Annotated in this window: 19 protein-coding genes; 8 read left to right on the top strand and 11 right to left on the bottom strand. The window is 72.4% G+C overall.

Features of this window, described 5'->3' with window-relative positions:
• Positions 1 to 22: 22 nt before the first annotated feature.
• From Vlu01_RS10075 to mraZ, 4 genes are all read right to left on the bottom strand, one after another.
• The gene (locus tag Vlu01_RS10075; RefSeq protein WP_203996901.1) at positions 23 to 2,230 is read right to left on the bottom strand and encodes a peptidoglycan D,D-transpeptidase FtsI family protein; all 2,208 of its coding nucleotides are present in this window, start codon (positions 2,228 to 2,230) and stop codon (positions 23 to 25) included.
• A gap of 3 nt (positions 2,231 to 2,233) precedes the next feature.
• Positions 2,234 to 2,830, bottom strand: a complete 597-nt coding sequence (gene ftsL / locus Vlu01_RS10070) for a cell division protein FtsL (protein ID WP_203996899.1) — start codon at positions 2,828 to 2,830, stop codon at positions 2,234 to 2,236.
• Complete coding sequence (gene rsmH, locus Vlu01_RS10065; RefSeq protein ID WP_203996897.1) at positions 2,827 to 3,933, bottom strand: 16S rRNA (cytosine(1402)-N(4))-methyltransferase RsmH; 1,107 nt, start codon at positions 3,931 to 3,933, stop codon at positions 2,827 to 2,829. The genes ftsL and rsmH overlap by 4 nt, the downstream gene beginning before the upstream one ends.
• A gap of 207 nt (positions 3,934 to 4,140) precedes the next feature.
• Entirely contained in the window at positions 4,141 to 4,572 is a 432-nt protein-coding gene (gene mraZ / locus Vlu01_RS10060; RefSeq protein ID WP_203996895.1) for a division/cell wall cluster transcriptional repressor MraZ, read from the bottom strand.
• 355 nt (positions 4,573 to 4,927) lie between these two features.
• On the opposite strand from mraZ, the gene Vlu01_RS10055 reads away from it, so the two are divergent.
• The 3 genes from Vlu01_RS10055 to Vlu01_RS10045 are packed head-to-tail and all read left to right on the top strand — an operon-like array spanning position 4,928 to position 7,573.
• Positions 4,928 to 6,175 (top strand): Mur ligase family protein, encoded by a 1,248-nt coding sequence (locus tag Vlu01_RS10055; protein ID WP_203997116.1) that lies wholly within the window; start codon positions 4,928 to 4,930, stop codon positions 6,173 to 6,175.
• Positions 6,165 to 6,884, top strand: coding sequence for a type 1 glutamine amidotransferase (locus Vlu01_RS10050; RefSeq protein WP_203996893.1), 720 nt, complete (start codon positions 6,165 to 6,167; stop codon positions 6,882 to 6,884). The genes Vlu01_RS10055 and Vlu01_RS10050 overlap by 11 nt, the downstream gene beginning before the upstream one ends.
• Positions 6,881 to 7,573, top strand: a complete 693-nt coding sequence (locus tag Vlu01_RS10045) for a TVP38/TMEM64 family protein (protein ID WP_203996891.1) — start codon at positions 6,881 to 6,883, stop codon at positions 7,571 to 7,573. The genes Vlu01_RS10050 and Vlu01_RS10045 overlap by 4 nt, the downstream gene beginning before the upstream one ends.
• Before the next feature lie 145 nt (positions 7,574 to 7,718).
• On the opposite strand, the gene Vlu01_RS10040 is transcribed toward Vlu01_RS10045, so the two are convergent.
• Together Vlu01_RS10040 and Vlu01_RS10035 are read right to left on the bottom strand one after the other, a co-directional pair.
• On the bottom strand, positions 7,719 to 8,372 hold the full coding sequence (locus Vlu01_RS10040) for a response regulator (RefSeq protein ID WP_203996890.1): 654 nt from the start codon (positions 8,370 to 8,372) through the stop codon (positions 7,719 to 7,721).
• Positions 8,369 to 9,589, bottom strand: a complete 1,221-nt coding sequence (locus tag Vlu01_RS10035; protein WP_203996889.1) for a sensor histidine kinase — start codon at positions 9,587 to 9,589, stop codon at positions 8,369 to 8,371. Before Vlu01_RS10035 ends, Vlu01_RS10040 begins: the two co-directional genes overlap by 4 nt.
• A 132-nt stretch (positions 9,590 to 9,721) precedes the next feature.
• On the opposite strand from Vlu01_RS10035, the gene Vlu01_RS10030 reads away from it, so the two are divergent.
• Complete coding sequence (locus Vlu01_RS10030; protein WP_203996887.1) at positions 9,722 to 10,633, top strand: ABC transporter ATP-binding protein; 912 nt, start codon at positions 9,722 to 9,724, stop codon at positions 10,631 to 10,633.
• Positions 10,630 to 11,463 carry an ABC transporter permease gene (locus Vlu01_RS10025; RefSeq protein ID WP_203996877.1) on the top strand — a complete coding sequence of 278 codons (834 nt, stop codon included), beginning with the start codon at positions 10,630 to 10,632 and terminating at the stop codon, positions 11,461 to 11,463. The genes Vlu01_RS10030 and Vlu01_RS10025 overlap by 4 nt, the downstream gene beginning before the upstream one ends.
• Positions 11,464 to 11,601: 138 nt before the next feature.
• Here the strand turns inward: Vlu01_RS10025 and leuS are convergent, their stop codons facing one another.
• The gene (gene leuS, locus Vlu01_RS10020; RefSeq protein WP_203996875.1) at positions 11,602 to 14,427 is read right to left on the bottom strand and encodes a leucine--tRNA ligase; all 2,826 of its coding nucleotides are present in this window, start codon (positions 14,425 to 14,427) and stop codon (positions 11,602 to 11,604) included.
• Positions 14,428 to 14,926: 499 nt separating this feature from the next.
• On the opposite strand from leuS, the gene Vlu01_RS10015 reads away from it, so the two are divergent.
• From Vlu01_RS10015 to Vlu01_RS10005, 3 genes are read left to right on the top strand one after another with little or no spacing between them, the layout of a single operon-like run.
• Entirely contained in the window at positions 14,927 to 15,979 is a 1,053-nt protein-coding gene (locus Vlu01_RS10015; protein WP_203996872.1) for an AAA family ATPase, read from the top strand.
• A 1-nt stretch (position 15,980) separates the two neighbouring features.
• A complete protein-coding gene (locus tag Vlu01_RS10010) occupies positions 15,981 to 17,279 on the top strand; it encodes a DUF58 domain-containing protein (protein ID WP_203996871.1) in 1,299 nt (432 codons plus the stop codon).
• A gap of 16 nt (positions 17,280 to 17,295) precedes the next feature.
• Positions 17,296 to 19,767 (top strand): transglutaminase TgpA family protein, encoded by a 2,472-nt coding sequence (locus Vlu01_RS10005; protein ID WP_203996869.1) that lies wholly within the window; start codon positions 17,296 to 17,298, stop codon positions 19,765 to 19,767.
• A gap of 166 nt (positions 19,768 to 19,933) precedes the next feature.
• On the opposite strand, the gene Vlu01_RS10000 is transcribed toward Vlu01_RS10005, so the two are convergent.
• From Vlu01_RS10000 to Vlu01_RS09985, 4 genes are all read right to left on the bottom strand, one after another.
• Entirely contained in the window at positions 19,934 to 20,329 is a 396-nt protein-coding gene (locus tag Vlu01_RS10000) for an SCO2097 family morphological protein (RefSeq protein ID WP_203996867.1), read from the bottom strand.
• A gap of 115 nt (positions 20,330 to 20,444) precedes the next feature.
• Positions 20,445 to 21,704 carry a DNA polymerase IV gene (locus tag Vlu01_RS09995; protein WP_203996865.1) on the bottom strand — a complete coding sequence of 420 codons (1,260 nt, stop codon included), beginning with the start codon at positions 21,702 to 21,704 and terminating at the stop codon, positions 20,445 to 20,447.
• A gap of 38 nt (positions 21,705 to 21,742) precedes the next feature.
• A complete protein-coding gene (locus Vlu01_RS09990) occupies positions 21,743 to 22,978 on the bottom strand; it encodes an alkaline phosphatase family protein (protein ID WP_203996863.1) in 1,236 nt (411 codons plus the stop codon).
• Positions 22,975 to 23,739, bottom strand: a complete 765-nt coding sequence (locus Vlu01_RS09985) for a methyltransferase domain-containing protein (protein WP_203997115.1) — start codon at positions 23,737 to 23,739, stop codon at positions 22,975 to 22,977. The genes Vlu01_RS09990 and Vlu01_RS09985 overlap by 4 nt, the downstream gene beginning before the upstream one ends.
• Between the last annotated feature and the right edge of the window lie 23 nt (positions 23,740 to 23,762).

Here is a 23,762-nt window from a genome sequence, read left to right as displayed (position 1 = left end):
GGAGTCGAACCGCTGGTAGCGGCTACGGGAAAACGGTGAACCTGGGCGCCGGCTCCGTCGATGGTGGCACCTTGAAATGACGCAGAGTGAAGGTCATCATCTCCCGGAACGCGGGCGCCGCGATCTGGCCGCCACCGCCACTCGGGCTGTGCACGAAGACCGCGATCACGTAGCGCGGGTTCTCCGCCGGGGCCATCCCGATGAACGACGCGACCTCACCGGGCTGCTTCTTGCCATCGACCAACCGCCAGCCGGTGCCGGTCTTACCGGCGACCCGGTAGCCCGGGACCGCGGCGCCCACACCCGTGGCGCCCTCCACCGTGGTCACCGCCTCCATGATCGTACGCAGGGCAGCGGCGTTGGCCGGGCTCAGCACCTGCCGGGTCTCCGGCTCGGCCGCCGGGGTCCGCTTCCCGTCCGGCGCGATCGTCTCCTTCAGCAGATGCGGCCGGATGTACGTGCCGTCGTTGGCGATCGCGGCGTAGGCGGCGGCCATCTGCAACGGGGTGGCGTCCACACTGTGCCCGATGGGCACCGAACCGTGCGACGAGTCGCTCCACTCCGCCAAGGGCAGCAGCCGCCCGCTCGCCTCGCCGGGCATCCCGACCTCGGTCGGCTTACCCAGACCGAACCGCCGCTGGTAGTCGAGCAGGCGTTCCGCGCCGAGCTTGTCGGCAATTTGGATGGTGCCGACGTTCGAGGAGTACGCCATCATGCCGGCCACGCTCATCCGCCGCCCGTTCGCCTGGTGGCTGTCGCGGAACCAGGTGTCGCCCTTGCGGATGCCGTTGGCCACCGGGAACGAGGTGTCCGCGGTGATGACGCCTTCCTGCAACGCGGCGCCGAACGTGATCGCCTTGTGCACCGAGCCCGGGTCGACCACGAAGCTGGTCGCCGCGTCCTCCCGGTCCGTCGGCTCGCTCGCCGTCGGTTTCGCCGCGTTGTAGGTGGGGTGGCTGGCCTGGGACAGCACCTCACCGGTACGCGCGTCCAGTACCACGGCGGCTCCGGTGCTGCCCTGCACCTGCTGCATCTGTTCGCTGAGGATGCGCTGCACCATGTACTGCAGGTCGCGGTCGACGGTCAGCACCACCGAGCTGCCCGGCTTGGCCTTCGTGGTGCGGCTGTAGCCGCCGGGAATGGGTGCGGCCAGGTCACCCAGGCCGACCTCGAAGACCCGCTGGCCGTCCTCACCGTGCAGCACGTCGTCGAAGCGCGCCTCCAGGCCCTCCAGCCCGACCATGTCCAGGCTGGTGAAGCCGATCAGGTTGGCGGCCAGGTCACCACCGGGCACCTCGCGCCGCTCGTCACGGGCGGTGGCGATACCGGGCAGCTTGAGCGCCATGATCTCCTTGGCGCGGCCGATGTCCACCCCCCGGGCGAGGTACTCGAACTGCGAGTCGACGCCGTTGATCCGCTTACGGGGCTTCATCTTCTCAGCCAGTTCCGAGGCCGGCATACCGAGCAGCGGGGAGAGCGCCCGCGCGGTGCCGGCGATGTCCTCCACCCGGGTGGGGTCGGCGTAGACGTACCGAGCCTCGACGCTGTGCGCCAGGGCCGCGCCGTCCCGGTCGTAGATCGCCCCCCGCGGCGCGGGCAGCGGCACGGTCTTGATGCGGTCGGCTCGACCGCCGTCGGCGTACGCCGGGGTGTCGACCGTCTGGAGCACGACGAGCCGCACGCCGACAGCGACGAAGAGGGCCAGGGTGAGCGCGGTACCCAGCCGCAGCCGGCGCCCCGGGTCGGCCAGCCGGGGCGGGCGGGGTGGCTTGCGTCGGCGCGGCGGCGGCCGGTCCCCACGACGCGGCTCCCGGCCGGTGACCCGCCGTCGGGGTGCGGTGACCGCAGGCTCGTCGCGTGGGGTGCGGTCGGTGACGGAACGGGTCACCGTGACGCGGCCGGTGCCGCCGTCCCGACGGGTCGGGCCGCCCGACCGGCCGGCGGTGCCCCGGCCACCGTCGAGGACCTGGAGAGCCGGCCGGAACGGATCCTGCGACCGGTTGCTGCGCGGGGTACGCCGCTGCTCCGCGCGTCCGGCGCCGCCGGACACGCCCCCCTCACGGATGGAACGACCACGCGGGGTGTAGGCGCGGGCGTCGGAGATGCCGCCGAGGCCGGACTCGACGTCCCGCTCCCCCGTGCGGGGCGACACCCCCCGCGGCCCGCCACGCGACGAACCGCGCCGGGAGCCTTCGGCATCCCGGCGCGGTTCCTCAGACCTCGGTGGCACGGCCTACCCCTCCGCGCCCTGCTGGCTGGCGATGGAGAGCTGCCCACCGGCTGGCTGCGGCACCCCGATCACCTTGCCGTCCGGCAGCCGGATGTACGCCGGCTCCCCCGACTCGACCAACCCCAGCTTGCGGGCCTGGGCGGTGAGGTTGCCCGGCGACTCGGACTCGGCGATCCGCTTCTTCAGCTGCTGCTGCTCCATGTCGAGCTTGGACTGCTGCTGCTGCAACTCGTCGAGCCGGAAGGCGTTCTCGTTGATCTTCGTGTTGACCGCCAGGATGCCCAGCACCCCGCCGACCACCAGCGTCACCACGAGCGCCGCGAAGGGCGCCCGGGGCACTCGGACCGGCGGCGGCGGCGCGACCCGCAGTCGCGGCGACTCCGACCGCTCGGCCGTGACGGCGGCCCGCTCCACCGGACGCAGCGCGGCGCTGCCCTGGGTCGGAAACTCGCGCGCCCCCCGGGCGCGAGTCTCCGTCGACCGGTCCGTCCGCCGGGTACCGTCGCTCGTCCCCCGGGTCCGCTCCGCCACGATCCGGCCCCCCGACCGCGGTGCGCGCTGCCCGACGTCGGCGATGTTCCGACGCTTGTCTACGTTCATGTCCCCTCCCCCTCTTCGTCCGTCGTGTCCCCCGGCGCCCGCCGCGGATCCGGATCGGATTCCGTGGCCGACCCCGTCCCCGGTTGGTGCATGGCCTTGACCCGGCGGCGGTACCGTTCGCGGTCGGTACGCCCCCGTTGCCGTGCTTGCGGGTCGATCCGCTCCGCCGCCCGTAGGCGTACCGAAGCGGCCCGCGGGTTCGCGGTGACCTCCACCTCCCCGGGCAGCTCCGCGCCCCGGCTGAGCAGCCGGAACGTCGGCTCTGACCCGGGCAGTTCGACCGGGAGGTCGATCGGGCCCGTGCTGCGGACCCGATCGGCGAGCGCCTGCTTGGTGAGCCTGTCCTCCAACGAGTGGTAGGACAGGACCACCAGGCGACCACCGACGGCGAGCCGGTCCAGAGCGGCCGGCAGCGCCGTCTCCAGCGCTGCCAGTTCTCTGTTTACCTCGATCCGTAAAGCCTGAAACGTTCTCTTTGCCGGGTGTCCCCCGGTTCGTCGGGCTGGTGCCGGAATCGACTCCCGGACCAGCTCGGCCAGCCGGGCCGACGAGGTGATCCGGCCGCGTTCCCGCTCCCGGATGATCGCCGAGGCGATCCGACCGGCGAACTTCTCCTCGCCGTAGACCCGCAGCACCCGGGCCAGGTCCGGGTGCGGATAGGTGTTGACCACCTCCTCGGCGGTCACCCCTCGGGTCTGGTCCATCCGCATGTCCAACGGCGCGTCCTGCGCGTACGCGAACCCGCGGTCGGGCGCGTCGAGCTGCAACGAGGAGACACCGAGGTCGAACAGGATCCCGTCCACGGACGGGTAACCCAGCCGGTCGAGCACGTCGGGCAGCTCGTCGTAGACGGCGTGCTCCAGGTGGACCCGGTCGGCGAACCGGGCCAGCCGGACCCTGGCGTGGGCCAGCGCCTCGGTGTCCCGGTCCAGGCCCACCAGAATCGTCTCCGGATGCGCCTGCAGCACCGCCTCGGCGTGGCCGGCCAGACCCAACGTCGCGTCGACGTGCACGGTGCGTCCACCCCGGCCCAGCGCGGGGGCCAGCAGCTCGAGACACCGCTCAAGCAGCACCGGCACATGCGTGCCGCGTAGCTCCCCCATGTCGACCCCCTGGTTGAACCGGTTGTGTATCCGCGCCCTGTTCGTCGGACGACGCCTAGCCGTCGTACCGCCAGATCCCCATCCGCTCTCCGCCCGCCCGTCGGACCGTGGCCCGGAGGGTCGGATCGTGCGCCTGGCACCGGGGAAGGGATGCCAGGAACTCGAAAGCGGCTGGAGATCTCGCAGTACGTCGGGCGTCGCCACGCCCTACAGACCGCCAGGCAGCACCCCTTCCTCGATGTCGGCGAAGTCGTCTTCGCTCTCGGCGAGGTAGGTCTCCCAGGCGACCTTGTCCCAGATTTCCACCCGGGTGCTCGCGCCGATGACCACCAGGTCCCGTTCGAGCCCCGCGTAGGTGCGCAGATGTGCCGGGATGGTCACCCGACCCTGCTTGTCTGGCACCTCGTCGTGCGCGCTGGCGAAGAACACCCGGCTGTAGGCTCTGGCCGCCTTGTGCGTCATCGGCTGCGCGCGCAACTGCTCCGCGATCCGCTGGAACTCCGGTGTCGGGAAGACGTAGAGGCAGCGCTCCTGCCCTTTGGTGATCACGACACCCCCCGCCAGCTCATCCCGGAACTTCGCCGGAAGGATCAACCGACCTTTGTCGTCCAGGCGCGGAGTGTGGGTGCCGAGGAACATCGGCCCAACCCCCTCGCCCTTTAGCGGCGTTCGCGCGCCGCTGACCCCCCGGGCCGGTGGGCCCCTCCCGGCCCCACCAATGCGCCCCACTCTACTCCACTTCCCTCCACCCGCAACCAGAAATGACCGCGTGGCGCGCCGAGTCTCACGACAAAACCGCACGTCAGCCGGGGTGGAGCGGAGTGGAGGGCCGAGCGCCGCCCCGCGGCGGGTCCGCTTTCCGACATAGATCGACTCCGTCCGGCTGAGCGTCATCCGACCGGGCGCCGCCGGAGCCGACCCGAACGGTTCGTCGTCGGTGGCGATCTCACGGGTTCGCTGGTCCGGTAACCTCGCTCGCGTGACGGACGCGAAGATGCCCCTGCGGGCGAAGGTGGCCAGCTCCGTGTCACGGACCGCCGCGGCACTGTCCCGGGCGGCGGGCCGGGGCGACGGCTCGGTGATCGGTGGTTGGATCGGCCTGAAGATCGACCCGGAACTACTGGCCCACCTCTCCGCCGGGCGGGCCATCGCGCTGATCTCCGGCACGAACGGCAAGACCACCACCACCCGGCTGGCCGCCGCCGCCGTCGGGGTGCTCGGCAGGGTCGCCACCAACTCGTTCGGCGCCAACATGCCCACCGGGCACACCTCCGCGCTGGCCAAGGCCGGCAGCACCCCGTACGCGGTGCTGGAGGTCGACGAGCACTACCTCGCCCAGGTGATCGAGGCGACCGAGCCGCACGTGGTGGCGCTGCTCAACCTCTCCCGCGACCAGCTGGACCGGGCCAAGGAGGTCGCCATGATGGCGCAGCTCTGGCGCGCGGCGCTGGCTCGCCACCCGGACATCCGCATCGTGGCCAACGCCGACGACCCGATGGTGGTCTGGGCGGCCACCCCGCCCGCCACCCAAGACCAGCGGATCACCCCGCCGCATGTCACCTGGTTCTCCGCCGGGCAGCGGTGGCACGACGACTCCTGGGTCTGCCCCGAGTGCGGCTCGACCATCCAGCGCTCCGGCGAGCAGTGGTGGTGCACGGGCTGCCCACTGCGCCGGCCGGATCCGCAGTGGACCGTGGACGACGAGGGCGTCGTCGACCCGACCGGCGCCTGGTACAAGGTCAAGCTCCAGCTACCGGGCAAGGTCAACGTCGGCAACGCGGCCACCGCCCTCGCGGTCGCCGCCGAGTTCGGCGTACGTCCCTTCGACGCGGTCCCCCGCCTCGGCGACGTCACCTCGGTGGCCGGGCGCTACGCCCAGGTCGTCCGGGAGGGCCGCACCGTGCGGCTGCTGCTCGCCAAGAACCCGGCCAGCTGGCTGGAGGCGTTCGACATGGCGGACGAGGCCCCGACGCTGCTCTCCATCAACGCCCGGGACCCCGACGGGCTGGACACCTCCTGGCTCTTCGACGTCGACTTCGCACCACTGCGCGGACGCCTGGTGCTCATCACCGGTGACCGGGCGTACGACCTGGCCGTGCGGCTGGAGGTCAACGACGTGCCCTTCCAGTACGTGCGTACCTTCGACGAGGCCGTGCGGGCGGTACCGCCGGGTCGGCTGGAGGTCATCGCGAACTACACCGCGTTCCAGGACATCCGAGCGGAGTTGGACCGTGTCAACTGAGAACCTGCGCATCGTCTGGATCTACCCGGACCTGCTGTCGACGTACGGCGATCGGGGCAACGCCCTGATCCTGGCCCGCCGGGCCCAGCGGCGCGGGTTCCCGGTCGAGGTGCTGGAGGTCCGCTCCGACCAGCGGCTGCCCACCACGGCCGACATCTACCTCATCGGTGGCGGCGAGGACGGCCCGCAGGCGCTCGGCGCGCAACGGCTGCTCGCCGACGGTGGTCTGCATCGGGCGGTCGCCCAGGGTTCGGTGGTCTTCGGCGTCTGCGCCGGCTACCAGTTGCTGGGCACCTCGTTCTTCGCCAAGGGCACCCAGTACCAGGGCCTGGAACTGCTCGACTTCTCCTCGGACCGGGGCCCCAGCCGGGCCGTCGGCGAACTGGCCGGCGACATCGACGCCCGCCTCGGCCTGCCGCCGCTGACCGGGTTCGAGAACCACGGCGGCCGTACCCACCTCGGCCCCGGGGTCTCGCCGCTGGCCCGGGTGACCGCGGGTGTCGGCAACGACGGTGCCACCGAGGGGGCCTGGCGAGGCAAGCTGCTCGGCACGTACTCGCACGGCCCCGCGCTGGCCCGCAACCCGGCCCTGGCCGACCTGCTGCTGCGGTGGGCGACCGGCGCGCAGCACCTTCCGCCGCTCGACGACACCTGGGCCGACCGGCTGCGAGCCGAACGCCGGACCGCGGTGGCCACATCCCGGGCATGATCCGGGAGCTGCGCAGACGCCTACCGGTCGCCGCGACGCCGTCGGTCACCCGCTTCGCGCTGCTGCTGCTCCTGCTCGCCGGCCTCGGGGTGACGCTGCTGCTGGTGCCGCACCCCGAGCCGGCGGCCCTGTCGGGCCTGGCGGACCGGATGGGTCGGCTCGCTCCGGTGGCCGGTGTGCTCGGCGGGGCGCTGCTGCTGGTGGCGTTGGTCCCCCGTACGTTCATCACACTCGCCGCCGGGGCGATCTTCGGTGCGCTGGAAGGTGCCGCGTACGCGCTCGGCGCCGCCCTGTTGGCGGCCTTGATCGGCTTCACCGTGGGCCGCGTGCTCGGCCGCGAGTTCGTCGCCGAACGCGTCCGGGGCCGGCTGGCCCGTCTCGATCGTTGGTTCACCCGGCAGAGCGTCCTCGGCGTGGTTACCGTACGGCTGCTGCCGATCTCCGGTTTCGGTCTGGTCAGCTACGGCTACGGCACCACCGGCGCGCGGATCCTGCCGTTCCTCGTCGGCAGCGTGATCGCCTCCGCCCCGACCGCGTTCGGCTACGCGGCGGTCGGCGCCGCCGTGACCAGCCCCGACGAGATCAACTGGTTCGCCGCCGCCCCCGCCGCGCTCGGCTTCATCGCCAGCGCCGTGCTGCTCGTCAACTGGTGGCGCACCGAACGCCGACCCCACCGCCCCCTCCCCTGACCAACCCCACCGCCCACCGCCCCCTCCGCGCAGGCCGCGCAACTTCGGGGAAACTGCTGGGTCCGAGGCGGTCGAGGCAGCAGTTTCCCCGAAGTTGCGGGGACCGGTGAGGCGGGGACGGGTGGCGGGGTGCTGGTGGTAGGGGTTATTGGGGTGGGGTGACCAGGCCGGCCTCGTACGCGGCGATGACCAGGTGCACCCGGTCCCGGGCGCCGAGCTTGCTGAACAGCCGAGCCACATGTGCCTTGGCGGTGGCCACACTGATCACCAGTTCGGCGGCGATCTCGGCGTTGGACAAGCCCCGGCCGACGAGGGTGAGCACCTCGCGCTCCCGATCGGTCACCCCGGCGAGCGGCCGGGGCGACCGGACCGCCGGCCGACGGGTGAACTCGGCGATCAGTCGCCGGGTGACGCCCGGTGCGATCAACGCGTCCCCGGCCGCCACCACCCGGATCGCGCCGAGAATGTCCTCCAACGCCATGTCCTTGACCAGAAAGCCACTCGCACCGGCCCGCAGCGCGGCGTGCACGTGCTCGTCGTCGTCGAACGTGGTGAGCACCAGCACCCGGACGGGTCCGCCGGAGTCGGTGATCGTCCGCGTCGCCTGGATGCCGTCGGTTCCCGGCATCCGCAGATCCATCAACACCACGTCGGGCACCATTTCCCGGGCCAGGCGCACCGCCTCGGCGCCGGTGCCCGCCTCGCCGACCACCGCCATGTCCGGCACATCGGTGATCAGGACCCGCAGCCCCGCCCGCACCAGCGGCTGGTCGTCGGCGAGCAGCACCCGGATGGTCATTCGACCGCCTCGGCCGGACGAACGCCGGCCGGGACGACGTTCTCCGACGACACCGGCAGCCGGGCCGCCACCCGGAAGCCTCCCTCGGGCCGTGGACCGGCCCGGAAGTGTCCACCGACGGCCAGCACCCGCTCGCGCATACCGATCAGTCCGTGCCCGTCGATGCCGATCGGGCCGCCACGGCCGTCGTCGACGACCTCCACCGTGACCGCGTCGTCGCCACGCTCGACGATGACCTGGCACGCGTCGACCCCGGCGTGGCGGACCACGTTCGTGAGTGCCTCCTGGACGATGCGGAACGCGGCGAGGTCGACCTCCGCCGGGACGGGCGCGTCGCCGACCGTACCCAGCTCGACCCGAACACCGGCATGGCCGGTGGCCGCGATCAGCCGGTCCAGGTCCGCCAACCCGGGCGTGGGCTCCAGCGACGCCGGATCCCCGTCGCCACGACGCAACGCGCCGAGGGTACGCCGCAGCCCGGCCAGGGTGTCCCGGCTGGCCGCCTCGATGGTGGCCAGTGCGGCGCGGGCCTGGGCCGGCTGGGTGTCGATCACCCGCGCGCCCACCCCGGCCTGAATGGCGATGACGCCGATGCTGTGCGCGACCATGTCGTGCAGCTCCCTGGCGATGCGCAGCCGCTCGGCGGTGACCGCCTCGGTGGCGGCGTGGACGCGCAACGCGGCGGCGTAGTTCCGCCGGGCCCGCACCGAGTTGCCGGCGATCCAGGCCGCCGCGACCGCCAGCACGGTCAGCGCGGCCTGGTTCACCGGCTCGACACCGAGGTTCACGAAGGCCGCGAGCAACTGCGTCACCAGCACCACCCCGGCGGCGGGCACCGACACCCGACGGGGGCGGTTCGCGGCGACCACGGCGAGCGCCGCGTCGACGGCGAGGAACTGGAGGACGAACAGATCCCCGAGGTACCCCGGGTCCCGGCCGTGCACTGTCGCGCTGCACAGCGTGGCACCGGCGAGCATCAGGCCGAGCGCGGTCAGCGGCCGGCGACGCAGCAGACCCGCCGGTAGCACCACGATCAGCACCGGCACCAGGTAGCGCACCGGCAGCCACCAGCCCATGACGCCGACACCGTCGCCGCTGTTCGCCACGGCCGGCGCCATCACCCAGAGCGCGGGCAGGAGCGCGACCCCGGCCCACACCAGCGCCGCCCGCAACACTGGCACGGCGCCACGCGGCCGGAGCAGGGCGATGACGTCCACCGGCACACGGTATCCAGCTCCGCGCCGCACCGGCATCGGCCCGGGGGCGTACGCCCGCAGGCCACCACCCCGGCGTCTGGTACGGCCGGTGGGGTGACGCGGCCGGGCCCGGTGACCGGCAGCGTGAACGGCATGATCGAACTTGATGGCCTGACCCGGCGGTACGGCCGCACCACCGCCGTAGACGATTTGACCCTGACCGTCCGGCCGGGTCGGGTGACCGGCTTCCTCGGCCCCAACGGCGCCGGCAAGTCCACCACCCTGCGCATGGTTCTCGGGCTGACCACCCCGACCAGTGGCACCGCCACCGTCGACGGTGTCCGGTTCCGGGAGCGTGCCCGGGGGCTGCGGCACGCTGGCGCGCTGCTCGATGCCGCGGACGTGCACGGCGGGCGCAGCGCTCGCGCCCACCTGGCCAGTTTGGCCCGCAGCAACGGCATCGGGGCCGCCCGGGTCGACGAGGTGCTGGGGCAGGTCGGCCTCGACGACGCGGCCGGCCGACGCGTCGGCGGGTTCTCGCTGGGCATGCGGCAGCGCCTCGGTATCGCTGCGGCGCTGCTGGGCGACCCGCCCGTGCTGATGTTCGACGAGCCGTTCAACGGCCTGGACCCGGAGGGGGTGCGCTGGGTGCGTGGGTTGTTCCGCCGGCTCGCCACCGAGGGCCGCACGGTCTTCGTCTCCAGTCACCTGATGGGCGAGGTGGAGCACTGCGCCGATTACCTCGTGGTCATCGGTCGGGGCCGCCTGATCGCCGAGGAGTCCCTGGACGAGTTCGCCGCCCGCGTCGGTCGCGCCGAGGTCGTCGTGCGTAGCCCTGAGCCGGCCATCCTGACCACGGCGCTGGCGGACGCCGGCGCGAGCGTGCGCCCGGATCCCGCTGGTGCGCTCACCGTGACCGGGGTGAGCGCCGAGCGGATCGGGGAGTTGGCCCTGGGTCTGCGGATCCCGCTGCACGAGTTGAGCCCCCGCACCGCCTCGCTGGAGGAGGCCTTCATGGCGCTCACCGCCGCCGATGTCGAGTACGCCGCCCGGGAGAGCCGATGACCGCCATGATCCGTCCCACCACGTCGACCCATTCGGCGCGCTTCCGTGACCTGCTCGCCGCCGAATGGATCAAGCTCTGGTCGCTGCGCTCCACCTGGGCTGCCTTCGCCCTGATCCTGCTCGCCATGGTGGGTCTCGCCGTCCACGCCGCGCTGGCCACCCACGCGGGCTGGCCGGACTGGCCGGCCGAGCAGCGGGCGGCGCGCTCCCCACTCTGGGACGCCTTCCCCACCGAGGCGCAGATGTTCGTCGTCTTGGCGGCCAGTGGTGTCGGCGCGGTCGCGATCGGCGGCGAGTACGCCTCCGGGCTGATGCGTACCACGTTCGCGGCCGTCCCTCGGCGAAGCGCCGTGGCCGCCGCGAAGCTGACCGTGCTGACCGGCGTGCTGACCCTGCTGGGTGCGCTGGGTGCGGCGGCGGCGTTCGCGGTGTCGCAGGCGATCCTCGCCGACGTCGGCGCGAACATGTCCGTGGGCGATCCCGGTGCCCTGCGCGGCATCACCGCCTCCGCGCTGCTGGTGCCGCTCTGCGCGCTGGTCGGGATGGCGCTGGCCGCGCTGATCCGGCACACCGCGCCGGCGATCGTCACCGCCGCGACGGTGCTGCTCCTGGTGCCCACCGCCGTCGACGAGGACGAACGCTGGAGCGCGCTGCTCCGGCACGCCATGCCGCTCCCCGCGTGGCAGCGGCTGATGGAGCCGACCGGCCCCCCAGCCTGGCTCGACAACCCCTATCCCGCGACCGTCACCGGAGCTTGGACCACCTACGCCGCCTGGGCCGCAGTGGCCACCCTGATCACCGTCACAGCCCTGTCCCGCCGCCACCCCTGACACCCTCCCCCTCTCCCCTCCCTTCGTTCGCGGTGTTGATCATGAGGTTAGCGGCAGCTTGAAGATCAGCTACTGCCGTCAACCTCATGGTCAACGCGGGAGGGCGGGAGGGAGGGTGGGTGGGTGGGTGGGTGGGGGTCAGGCTACGACTGAGACCATTCGGCCGGGGATGACGATGACCTTGCGGGGCTCCTTGCCGGCCAGTGGACCGGCCACGGCTGCCAGGGCTGCCGCGCGTACGTCGGTCTCGCCTGCGTCGGCGGGCACCTCGATGCGGCCCCGGACCTTGCCGTTGACCTGCACCGGGTAGGTGACCGTCTCGGCGACCAGCAGCGCCGGGTCGGCGACCGGGAAGTCCGCGTAGGTCAGCGAGGTCTGGTGGCCCAGCCGCTGCCACAGCTCCTCGGCGACGTGCGGGGCGAACGGCGCGACCATCAGCACCAGCGGCTCGGCCACCTCACGGGGGGTACCTGCCAGCCGGGTCACCCCGTTGGTCAGCTCGATCAGCTTGGCGATCGCGGTGTTGAACCGGATCTGCTCCATGTCGCCCCGGACACCGTCGATGACCTTGTGCAGCAGCCGTCGGGTCTGCTCGTCGGCCGGCTCGTCGGTGACCCGGGAGGCACCGGTCTGCTCGTCGACGATGGCCCGCCAGACCCGTTGCAGGAAGCGGTACGAGCCGACCACCGCCCGGGTCTCCCACGGACGGGACACCTCCAGCGGGCCCATCGACATCTCGTACACCCGGAACGTGTCCGCACCGTAGGCGGCACACATCTCGTCCGGGGTGACCACGTTCTTCAGGGACTTGCCCATCTTGCCGTACTCGCGGTTGACCTGGACGTCGCCCAGGAAGAAGCCGCCGTCGCGCTCGGCGACCTCCTCCGCCGGCACGTAGGCGCCCCGGGCGTCGGTGTACGCGTACGCCTGGATGTAGCCCTGGTTGAACAGCTTGCGGAACGGCTCGAAGCTGGACACGTGGCCCAGGTCGTACAGCACCTTGTGCCAGAACCGGGCGTACAGCAGGTGCAGCACGGCGTGCTCGGCCCCACCGACGTACAGGTCGACGCCGCCGCAGTCGCCCTCGGCGCGCGGGCCCATCCAGTACCGCTCGTTGTCCGCGTCGACGAACCGGTCACCGTTTGTCGGGTCCAGGTAGCGCAGCTCGTACCAGCAGGAGCCGGCCCACTGCGGCATCACGTTGGTCTCCCGGGTGTAGCGCTTCGGGCCGTCACCCAGATCCAGCTCCACCTCGACCCAGTCCCGGCGGCGCGACAGCGGCGTCTCCGGGTCGCTGTCCGCGTCCTGCGGGTCGAAGGTCCGCGGCGAGAAGTCGTCCACCTCGGGCAGCTCGACCGGCAGCATCTCCTCGGGCAGCGCGATGGCGGTGCCGTCGGCGTCGTAGACGATCGGGAACGGCTCGCCCCAGTAGCGCTGCCGGCTGAACAGCCAGTCCCGCAGCCGGTAGGTCACCGCGCCCTGGCCGTTGCCGGTCTCCTCCAGCCAGGCGATGATCCGGGCCTTGGCGTCGGCCACCCCCAGGCCGTTCAGGTCCAGGTCGCGGTCGGGCGCGGCGCTGTTGATCGCCAGGCCCTCCCCGGTGTACGCCTTGCCGTCGAAGCCCTCCGGCGGCTGCACGGTACGCACGATCGGCAGCTCGAAAACCTCGGCGAACTCCCAGTCCCGCTCGTCCTGCGCGGGCACCGCCATGATCGCACCGGTGCCGTAGCCGGCCAGCACGTAGTCGGCGATGAAGATCGGAATCTGGTTACCGGTGACCGGGTTGGTGGCGTACGCGCCGGTGAAGACGCCGGTCTTCTCCTTCGTCTCGGCCTGCCGCTCCACGTCGGTCTTGGCCGCCGCCATCTTGCGGTACGCCTCGACGGCCTCGCGCGGGTTGGCGTGCCCACCGGTCCACGCGTCCCGGGCGCCCTCCGGCCAGGTCGCCGGCATCAGCGTGTCCACCAGCTCGTGCTCCGGCGCCAGCACCATGTAGGTGGCGCCGAAGACAGTGTCGGGCCGGGTCGTGAACACCCGGACCGGGGCGGCCGGGGTCGGGAATTCGATGTGCGCACCCTGCGACCGGCCGATCCAGTTGCGCTGCATCAGCTTGATCGGCTCCGGCCAGTCCAGCTTGTCCAGGTCGTCCAGCAGCCGGTCGCCGTACGCGGTGATCCGCATCATCCACTGCTTCAGGTTGCGCTTGAAGACCGGGAAGTTGCCGCGCTCGGAGCGACCGTCGGCGGTGACCTCCTCATTGGCCAGCACCGTGCCCAGCCCGGGGCACCAGTTGACCGGCGCCTGCGACACGTACGCCAGGCGGTGGTCGTCGACGATGGCGCGTTGCTCGGCCGGCGACAGCTCGGCCCACGGCCGGCCGTCCGGGGTACGCCGAACGCCCCCGGCGAACTCGGCGATCAGCTCGCTGATCGGTCGGGCCCGGCCGGCTTCCCGGTCGTACCAGGAGTTGAAGATCTGCAGGAAGATCCACTGGGTCCAGCGGTAGAAGTCGGTGTCGATGGTGGCCACCGACCGTCGCTGGTCGTGGGCCAGCCCCAGCCGGCGCAGCTGCGCCCGGTAGCGCTCGATGTTGGCCTCGGTGGTGGTACGCGGGTGGGTGCCGGTCTGCACCGCGTACTGCTCGGCGGGCAGGCCGAAGGCGTCGAAGCCCATCGCGTGCAGCACGTTGCGGCCGGCCATCCGCTGGTACCGGGCGAAGCAGTCGGTGCCGATGTATCCCAGCGGGTGCCCGACGTGCAGCCCCGCCCCGGACGGGTAGGGGAACATGTCCAGCACGTACAGCTTCTCCGCGCCGGATCGGGGATGACCCGGATCGGCCAGCGGGCCGGACGGATTCGGCGCGTGGAAACTACCCTCCCGCTCCCAGCGATCCTGCCAGCGACGCTCTATCTCGTCGGCCAGCGCCGCGGTGTACCGGAACGGTGGGACCTCTGCCTCGGTCATGGCCTTCTCCTCGCGTCACTCGGAGTCTGTCGGAGTGCTGGCTGGTCTCGGGTCTGTCTCGACGGCCCGTCACGGGCCGGCAGCGGGCACGAAAAAGCCCCTCACGCAGGAGGGGCCGCCGTACTGTCGCGCGCTCAGCGCATCAGTACGGCCCGATAAGAAGCAGGAAGACTCCGGCCATGACCGGCAGTGTACCGCGCGCGTCGCGGGGCCGCTGTCCACCACCCGCGGGCCGTCCACCCATTGGTGGGCCGGAGCCGACAGCACCGGCAGTGAGCAGGCCCCCTTACCCGACAGAATCGACGACATGCGCTGTGTGAACGACAAATCCCTGCGTAAGCGCTCAAACACCTGCGGCGGTCGGCGTTGACGACAAACATGGTTAGCCTGAGAGGCCAGTGAGATTGCCGCGGCACATGAGGCTCACACGTCGCGAACGAAACGGCGGGGCCAGGTGCTCTCGTAGAGAGCTGCCGTGACGGCGACGAGGAGGAGGCCCGTGACACAACAGACCTGGGACGAAGTTGGCGGTCTGCTGCCGTACGACGAGTTCCGTGCCGCGAGTGACGCGATCGTAACCAACATCGAACAGGTCATCGAGGGCAAGACCGCGACGGTGCGGCTGGCGCTGGCCGTCCTGCTCGCCGAAGGCCACCTGCTCATCGAGGACGTACCCGGCGTCGGCAAGACCAAGCTGGCCAAAGCCCTGGCCCGGTCGATCGACTGCTCGGTACGCCGCATCCAGTTCACGCCCGACCTGCTGCCCAGTGACGTGACCGGAGTCAGCGTCTACAACCAGGAGACCCACGACTTCGAGTTCCGCCCGGGCGCCGTCTTCGCGAACCTGGTCGTCGGCGACGAGATCAACCGGGCCTCGCCGAAGACCCAGTCCGCGCTGCTGGAGTGCATGGAGGAGCGGCAGGTCACCGTCGACGGGGTGACCTACCAGTTGCAGACACCGTTCATGGTGATCGCCACCCAGAATCCGATCGAGATGGAGGGCACCTACCCGCTGCCGGAGGCGCAGCGCGACCGGTTCACCGCTCGCATCGCGATGGGATACCCGGACCCGACGGCCGAGTTGGCCATGCTCGACGGGCACGGTGCGGTCGACCCGCTCTCCGGGCTGCGGCCGGTCTCCGACGCCGACACGGTACGCCGGCTGATCGGTCACGTCCGGCAGGTGCATGTCGCCGACGCGGTCAAGCAGTACGCGGTCGACCTGGTCACCGCCACCCGCGAGTCACCCGACCTGCGGCTGGGTGCTTCCCCCCGATGCACCCTGCAGATGCTGCGTACCGCCCGCGCGGTGGCCGCCCTCGACGGGCGTGACTACGTCCTGCCCGACGACCTCCAGGTGCTCGCCGTGCCGGTGCTGGCGCACCGGATCATCCCCACGGCCGACGCCCAGCTCGCCCGGCGTACCACCGACGCGATCGTCGCCGACCTGGTGCACCGGCTGCCGCTGCCCCACGACCGCAAGCGCTCGCCCTACGACACGCGGCCACCGAGCGGTAACGGCCGGGCTCCCTTCGAGCCACGGAGGCCGTGACGTGCGTGACGGCCTGCGTGGACTGACCACCCGCGGCCGCTCCTTCCTGGCCGCGGCGGTGGCGGCGGCCATCTCCGCCGGCATCCTCGGCGAGAAGGATCTGCTGCGGGTGGCCGTGCTGCTGGCCGTGCTGCCGTTACTCGCCGCGATCTACGTCGGCCGCAGCCGCTACAAGCTCGCCTGTCACCGGTCGTTGGAACCACACCGGGTGCCGGTCGGCGCGACCGCCCGGGTGGTGCTGCGGCTGCAGAACATGTCCCGGCTGCCCACCGGCACCCTGCTGCTGGAGGACCGGCTCCCGTACGCCCTCGGCAGCCGACCCCGGGTGGTGCTGGAGCGTCTCGGCGCGCATCAGGCCAGTTCCGTGGCGTACACGGTGCGCGCCGACGTGCGCGGCCGGTACGAGGTGGGCCCGCTGGTGGTCCGGATGACCGACCCCTTCGGGCTCTGCGAACTCACCCGCTCCTTCCCCAGCACCGACCGCCTCACGGTCGTCCCGCAGGTGGTTCCGCTGCCCTCGGTGCGGCTGCCCGGCGAGTACGCCGGCAGCGGCGAGAGCCGGGCCCGCTCGGTGGCGGTGCACGGCGAGGACGACGCGGCCACCCGGGAGTACCGGCGCGGCGACGACCTGCGCCGGGTGCACTGGAAGTCGACCGCGCGCACCGGCGAGCTGATGGTGCGACGGGAGGAGCAGCCCTGGGAGAGCCGGGCGACCGTGCTGCTGGACACCCGCGCGTACGGCCACCAGGGCGACGGCCCGACGGCCAGCTTCGAGTGGGCGGTCTCGGCCGCCGCCAGCATCGCCGTACACCTACGGCAGGCCGGCTACAAGCTGCGCCTGGTGACCGGCTCGGGCGCGGACGTCGACGCCACCGAGGGCGCCGGTGACGGCCTGCTGCTCGACCAGCTCGCGGAGGTTCGGCTGGATCAGCGGGTCGAGATCACCACCCTGGTGCAGCACGTCCGGCAGCGCGCCGACGGCGGGCTGATCATTGGCCTGTTCGGGTCGCTGAGCACCGCCGAGGCGGAGCTGTTGGCCGGGCTGCGGGCCAACGGCGCCACCTGCGTCTGTTTCCTGCTGGACAGCTCCACCTGGCTGAACCTGCCGACGCCCGCGCGGGCCGAGGCCGATCAGGCGCACGACACCGCGGCGCTGGCGCTGCTGCATTCCGGCTGGCGGGTGATCGGCGTCGACCACGGCGGCCGGCTGCCCGCGCTCTGGCCACAGGCCGGGCGGGGCTCGCAGGGGTTCGCGCTACGCGCGGCGCTGGCCGAGACCGTGTCCGGTGGCGTGCGATGAACGGAAGGTCCCCCTCATGATCGCCCATCGGAACCTGGGCCTGGTGGCCGCCAGCGCGACGCTGCTCGCGGCGGCGCCCCTGTCGGCCATCTTCGAACACTGGACGTGGCTGGTCCAGGCAGTCATCGCGGTGGCCGCGGTGGCGGCCGCGGCAGCGCTGGCCCGGCTCGGTCGGACCCCGCTGTGGGTGCAGGTCCTGGCCATGGTCGGCGGCCTCACGCTTGCCCTGACCTGGCTGTTTCCCAGCGGTGGCGAACTGCTGGCGGTGCTGCCGACCCCGGCCACCTTCGGGCACTTCGCGGAACTGCTCGGCAATTCGGTCGAGGACATGCGCTCCCACGGCGTGAAGGTCCCGGACACCGACCCGCTGCTGTTCGTCACCGTGCTCGGCATCGGCGGGGTGGCGGTGCTGGTGGACATGCTCTGCGTCGGACTACGCCGCCCCGCCCTGGCCGGCCTGCCCATGCTGGCCATCTACTCGGTGCCGGTGGCCGTCTACGTGGACAGTGTCCCGCCGGTGCCGTTCGCGATCGGCGCCGCCGGTTTCCTGTGGCTGCTGGTCACCGACAACGTGGACCGGGTCCGCCGGTTCGGCCGACGGTTCACCGGCGACGGCCGCGACGTCGACGTCTGGGAGTCGTCGCCGCTGGCCGCCGCCGGCCGTCGACTGGCGGTGGTGGGTCTCGCCCTGGCCGTGCTGGTGCCGTTGGCCGTGCCGGGGATGACCGCCGGATTGATGACCACACTCAACTCCGGTGCCGGCTCCGGCATCGGTCCCGGGTTCGGTGGCTCACCCGGTCGGGTCGACCTCTTCGCCGCGCTCAGTGGGCAGCTCAACCAGTCCCAGGTGACCGACCTGGTGACGGTCACCACCACCGAGAAGGAGCCGTTCTACCTACGCTTCGGGGTCGCCGACGACCTGCGTACCGACGGCTTCCGGGTGCGCGGTCCGAACGGTCGACGGGTCACCGGCGAACTACCCGACCCGTCACGGCGATCGCTGCCAGGCGTCGAACGGACCCGGCAACGCGCCACCGTGCAAGTGAGCCGGGAGCTGAACATGCCGCTGCTGCCGGTCTACGCCGAACCGGTCGGCTTCGCCGAGCTGGGCAACAACTGGTTCTACGACCCGAACCTGCAGGTCGTCTTCTCCAACCGCGAGAACTCCCGAGGCAAGGAGTACTCCTTCGACTACGTACGCTCGTCGTACAGTCCGCAGGCGCTGCGGCGGGCCCAACCGCTGCCGGCGGACCTGCCCCTGCGTCGGCAGCAGACCGTGACGCCGGACGTGCCGGAGGTCCGGGCTCTGGTGGCAGATCTGGTCCGGGGTGCCCGCACCGAGTACGACAAGGTGCGGGCCATCTACGACTACTTCTCCGAGGACAACGGCTTCAGCTACCGGCTCAGCACCGAGCAGGGCACCAGTGGCGAGGCGATCCTCGACTTCCTGGAGACCAAGGTCGGCTACTGCCAGCAGTACGCCGCGGCGTTGGCCTGGATGGTCCGCGACGCGGGCATCCCGGCCCGCGTCGCCTTCGGGTTCACCAACGGCAGCCGGCGCAGCGACGACACCCTCACACTGACCAACCGCAACCTGCACGCCTGGACGGAGGTCTACTTCGACCAGATCGGCTGGGTGCCCTTCGACGCCACTCCGGCCTACGGCGTGCCCGGCTCGACCCGCTCGGCGTGGGCACCGGACGTGGACGCCCCGGAGGAGAGCACGCCGCAGAACGGCACCTCGGACACCCCCGACGAGACGGATCCGTCGGCCGAGGCGGAGCAGGGACCCAACCAGTTCGAGGAGGGTGAGGACCCGGGCGCGCTGGCGGGCTCCGACACTCCCGCCGAGCAGCGATCCCGCTGGCCCTGGCTGGTCGCCGCCAGTGTCCTGGCCCTGCTGGTCCTGCTCGCCGTGCCCGCGCTGCGCCGGCTCGCCCTGCGTCGCCGTCGGGGCCGGCCGGCACCGGCGGTGCGGGCGGTCGACGCGCCGGACGCGGATCCGTCCGCGACCGGACAGCCAGTCGCGGTGGTCGTCACCGATCCGGACCGCGCGCGGGCCGACGCGCACGCCGCCTGGGACGAACTGATCGACACGCTCGTCGACTACCGGGTCGGGGTGGACCGCACGGAGACCCCACGGGCGACGGCGGAGCGGTTGGCCCGGGAGCCGCTGGCCACCCAGACCGATGCCGCGTCGGCGGCACGGCTGCTCGGGCAGGCGGAGGAACGGGCCCGCTACGCCCGGGATCCGTTGACCGGCGAGCCGCTGCCGGCGGCCCTGCGAACGGTGCGCGGTGCGCTCGCCGAGCGGGCGGGTCGGCGTACCCGGCTGATGGCGACCGTGTTGCCGCCGTCGGTGTTGTACCGGTGGCGCACCGCCATCGCGGACACCTCGTCACGCCTGGTCGCCTCCGGCGGGCAGGTGCGCCGAAGGCTGCTGCGCTTCAGCCCCCGTCGGCTGATCGCCAGTCGCGCCGGCCGCTGACCACACCAAGGGGTTGATCAAGAAGTTTGCGTCGTGATCCGCGCTGGGAGCCGACGCAAACTTCTTGATCAACGCCGGACGGTCGGATGCCCGTGACGACACACGGCACTCACCCCGGGCAGGTCGGCCCGGGGTGACGTGTTTCCGCGTCAGTGGCGGAACGGGGTCAGCGGTGCCCCTCCGGGCGCTGCCGCCACCGGTCCTCCATCCGGTCGAGGAAACCCGACTTCCGGCCGGCACGGCCTCGGGACCGGCGACGACTCGCCGTGCCCCCGACGACGTGCAGGTCGGGTGACTGCGCCCGACGGTGCGACTGCACCGCGAACGCGGCCGAGGCCAACATGACTACGAATCCCGCCACTGCCAACGGCGGAGTCTTGATCACCGCGCCATAGACCAGCAACGCCAAACCAGCGATGATCACGCCGGCAGCGACGAGCAGGCGACGCCGCGCGTGGAAGCGCGGATCGCTGGCGCGCACGGCCGAGGCGAACTTGGGGTCCTCGGCAAGCGACCGCTCGATCTGCTCGAACAGCCGCTGCTCGTGCTCCGAGAGCGGCACGGCACTCCTCCCCGGTCACGTTGGTCGGTCCGGTCGGACCGACAGACCGTGGCAGCCAACCGGCTGCTTACCCGCAAGTCTACGAGGGCCCTCGCGCGTCGGAAAGCGGGACGACCTACGGCCGGGTCGGATTTTCGTTTCGTCGGGGATCGCGCCCGCTGAGAAGACTGGCCGGTCCTATGACGGATCGCCCGAAACGGGCGGCCGCCGCGTCCGCGGCGACCTCCGCCTCCCGCCAGCCGCGCTCCGGCTGCCCGAGGGTGAGCTGCTGCGGGGTTTCCGCCGCCGCGGTCAGTCCCTCCGCCCGGACGCCGAGCAGACGGATCCGCTCACCCGGGTTCAACGCGGTGTAGAGCGCCCACGACGTGTCGAACAACTCCCGGGCCACATCGGTGGGCACGTCCAGGGTGCGGGCCCGGCTCACCGTGCGGAAGTCGGCGAAACGCACCTTGAGCGAGATCGTCCGTCCCACCTGACCGGCGGCCCGTAGCCGGGCGCCGACCTTCTCGGCCAGGGCCAGCAGCGTACGACGGATCTCGGCCGGATCGTCGACGTCCACGTCGAAGGTGACCTCCGCGCCGATCGACTTCTCCGCCTGCTCCGGGTTGACCCGGCGTGGGTCGCGCCCCCAGGACAGCTCGTGCAGGTGCGCGGCAACCGCCTCGCCGAGCGCGGTCCGCAGCATCCCCAGCGGGGCCTGCGCCACATCACCGACGGTACGCAGACCGAGCCGCAGCAGTGCCTGCTCGGAGCGTTCCCCCACCCCCCACAGCGCGGCGACCGGAAGCGGGTGGAGGAATTCGAGCACCCGGTCGGTTGGCACCACGAGCAGACCGTCGGGCTTCGCCCGGGTCGAGCCGAGCTTGGCCACGAACTTGCTTGGTGCGACCCCTACCGAGCAGGTCAGCTCCTGCTCCTCGGCGACCCGCTCCCGGATGCGGCGGGCGATCGCCGCCGGCCGCCCGAACAGTCGCCGGGCACCGGCGACGTCGAGGAACGCCTCGTCCAGAGAGAGTGGCTCGACCAGCGGCGTGACGTCACGGAGGATCTGCATGACCGCTCGCGAGGCCGCCGAGTAGCTGGCGAAGTCGGGGGCGAGGAAGACCGCGTGGGGGCAGAGCGCCCGGGCCCGCATCGTGGGCATGGCGCTGCGTACGCCGTACCGCCGGGCCTCGTAGCTGGCCGAACTGACCACGCCGCGCGGGCCGAGCCCGCCGACCACGACGGCACGGCCGCGCAGCTCTGGTCGATGACGGACCTCCACCGAGGCGTAGAAGGCGTCCATGTCGACGTGCAGGATCGGACACCCGGCGTCATCGGCGTCGGCTCCGAACCGGGAATCGCCGCCCCGGGGGAGCGACTGGCTGCGGCCCACCCGCGCAGATTAGCCCGCGAGAGCGACATCCTCGCCGGTCAGCCCCGCACCACCAGCAGTGGAATCGTCATCTCGGCCGCCGTGTCCGCACCGTGGAAGGCCACCAATCGGGACACCATCGGCGGTTCCGACCGACTGGCCAGCACGGCGTACGTGTCGTTGCAGACCACCACGACGTCGCCGATCCGGTCCAGGTGGCCGGTGGCCACCGGCCCGAACCGGCCGCTGGCCACCGCCTCCTCCCGGGTCAGCACCCGGGCGGCGGTGCCGAGCACGGCCGACCAGGCGGCCACCACGTCGGCGGTGGCCCCCGGGGCGACGTGCAGGTAGCGCACCCGGGGCTCGCCCGCGACCACCTGCACCCCGTCGGTCAGCCGGGGGTCGGTGTCCAGGTCGAACCGGTCGGTGTCGGGGATGTTGAGCTGCCCGTGGTCGGCGGTGACCAGCAGCGCGGCGTCGGACGGCAGTCCGTCCACCAGCCGGGCCAACAACCCGTCCAACTCGGTCACCGCCGCCCGCCACGGCAGCGAGTCGACGCCGCTGAGGTGACCGTGCCGGTCGACGTCCGGGTGGTAGGCGGACACCAGGGTCGGGCCGGGGCCTGCGGTCAGCGCGGCCAGCGTGGTGGCGGCCACCGCGTCGACCCCGGCCGCGCCCCGGTAGTCACCGCCCCGATTCGCGGCCAGGGTCAGGCCGGTGCCGCCGAACTCCGGCCGGCTCACCACGGTGACCGCCACTCCCGCCGCCCGGGCCCGTTCGAGTTGGGTGGGGACCGGCTGCCAGCGCAGCGGATCGGGGTCGCCGTCGCGCCACTCGATGTGGTTGAGCACCCGCTCGGTGCCGGGGACGCGCACGGTGAAGCCGATCACCCCGTGCGCGCCGGAGGCCACGCCGGTGCCGAGGGTGACCAGGCTGGTGGGGGTGGTGGAGGGGAATCCGGAGGTGAGCGGACGCCCCGACGCGGCAGCCAGCCCGGCCAGCGTCGGCGCGTGCGGTGCGGCGGTCGGGATCTGGTACCAGCCGAGGCCGTCGACCAGCAGTACCGCGATCCGGCGTACCCCCGACAGCTCGGCGGCCAGACCGAGCGGGTCCGCGACACCGGGGACGCCGAGCACGGCCAGCGCGCTGGGCAGCACGTCGGCGAGGCTCCCGCCCCCATATCCCGGCGCGACGGGAGTAAGGAAGGGCACCTTGTTAACGCCTGCTGTATAGGAAGGGCCCCCTCCTAACACCGGCCGGGGGCCGGGAACGGGGGTGCCGGCGGGGCCGGTCATGCCGGGCGGCGGGCGAACAGGTGCAGCTGGGCCGCGACGTCCCGCCAGGGTGGTCGCGCGGCTAGCGTCCGCTCCAACTCGACCAGCGCAGCGGCCTGACCGTCCGCCACCGCCGCGGGCAGCAGGTCGGCGAGGACGCGTACGCCGTGGATCTCCTCCACGCTCAGCCCGGCGGCGGCCAGCAGCGCGGCGGCGCCCTCGACGTCGAAACGGCGGCGCAGGGTGTCCCGGGCGCCGGCGGCACCCGCCGGGTCGGCGGCCAGCGTCGCCGCCACATCGAGGTGCCCGTTCATCGCCCGGCCGAGCACCGCAGCGGCCCGCCCGGCGACCAGCACACTCGCCGCACCACCCGGTCGCAGCACACCGGCGAGCGCGGACACCACCGGGGCCGGGTCGTCGACGACCTCCAGCACGGCGTGGCAGAGCACCAGGTCGACGCTGGCCGGCTCGACCAACCCGGCCAACGCGTCGCCGTCGCCCTGCACCGCGCGTACCCGCTCGGCCACCCCCGCCTCCGCGGCCCGGCGACTGAGCGCGGCGAGCGCGTCGGGACTGGCGTCGACCACGGTCACCCGGTGCCCGGCCCGGGCCAGCGGCACCGCGAACCCGCCGGTGCCACCCCCCACGTCCAGCACGGTCAGCTCGGTGGCCGGCCGACGGTCCAGCTCGGCGCGCAGCACCGACCAGACCACGGCGGTACGGGGGGTGAGCGGCGGCCCGGCCGGGCCTGAGGTCTGTTCCACTCGGTCGAGCCTAGTCAGCCGGGAACAGATCGCCAGGGGGC

It is taken from the genome of Micromonospora lutea (assembly GCF_016863535.1).
Lineage (GTDB): Bacteria > Actinomycetota > Actinomycetes > Mycobacteriales > Micromonosporaceae > Micromonospora > Micromonospora lutea.
The sequence above is the reverse complement of the archived record's forward strand: the minus strand, read 5'-3'. Positions and strand labels throughout refer to the sequence as shown.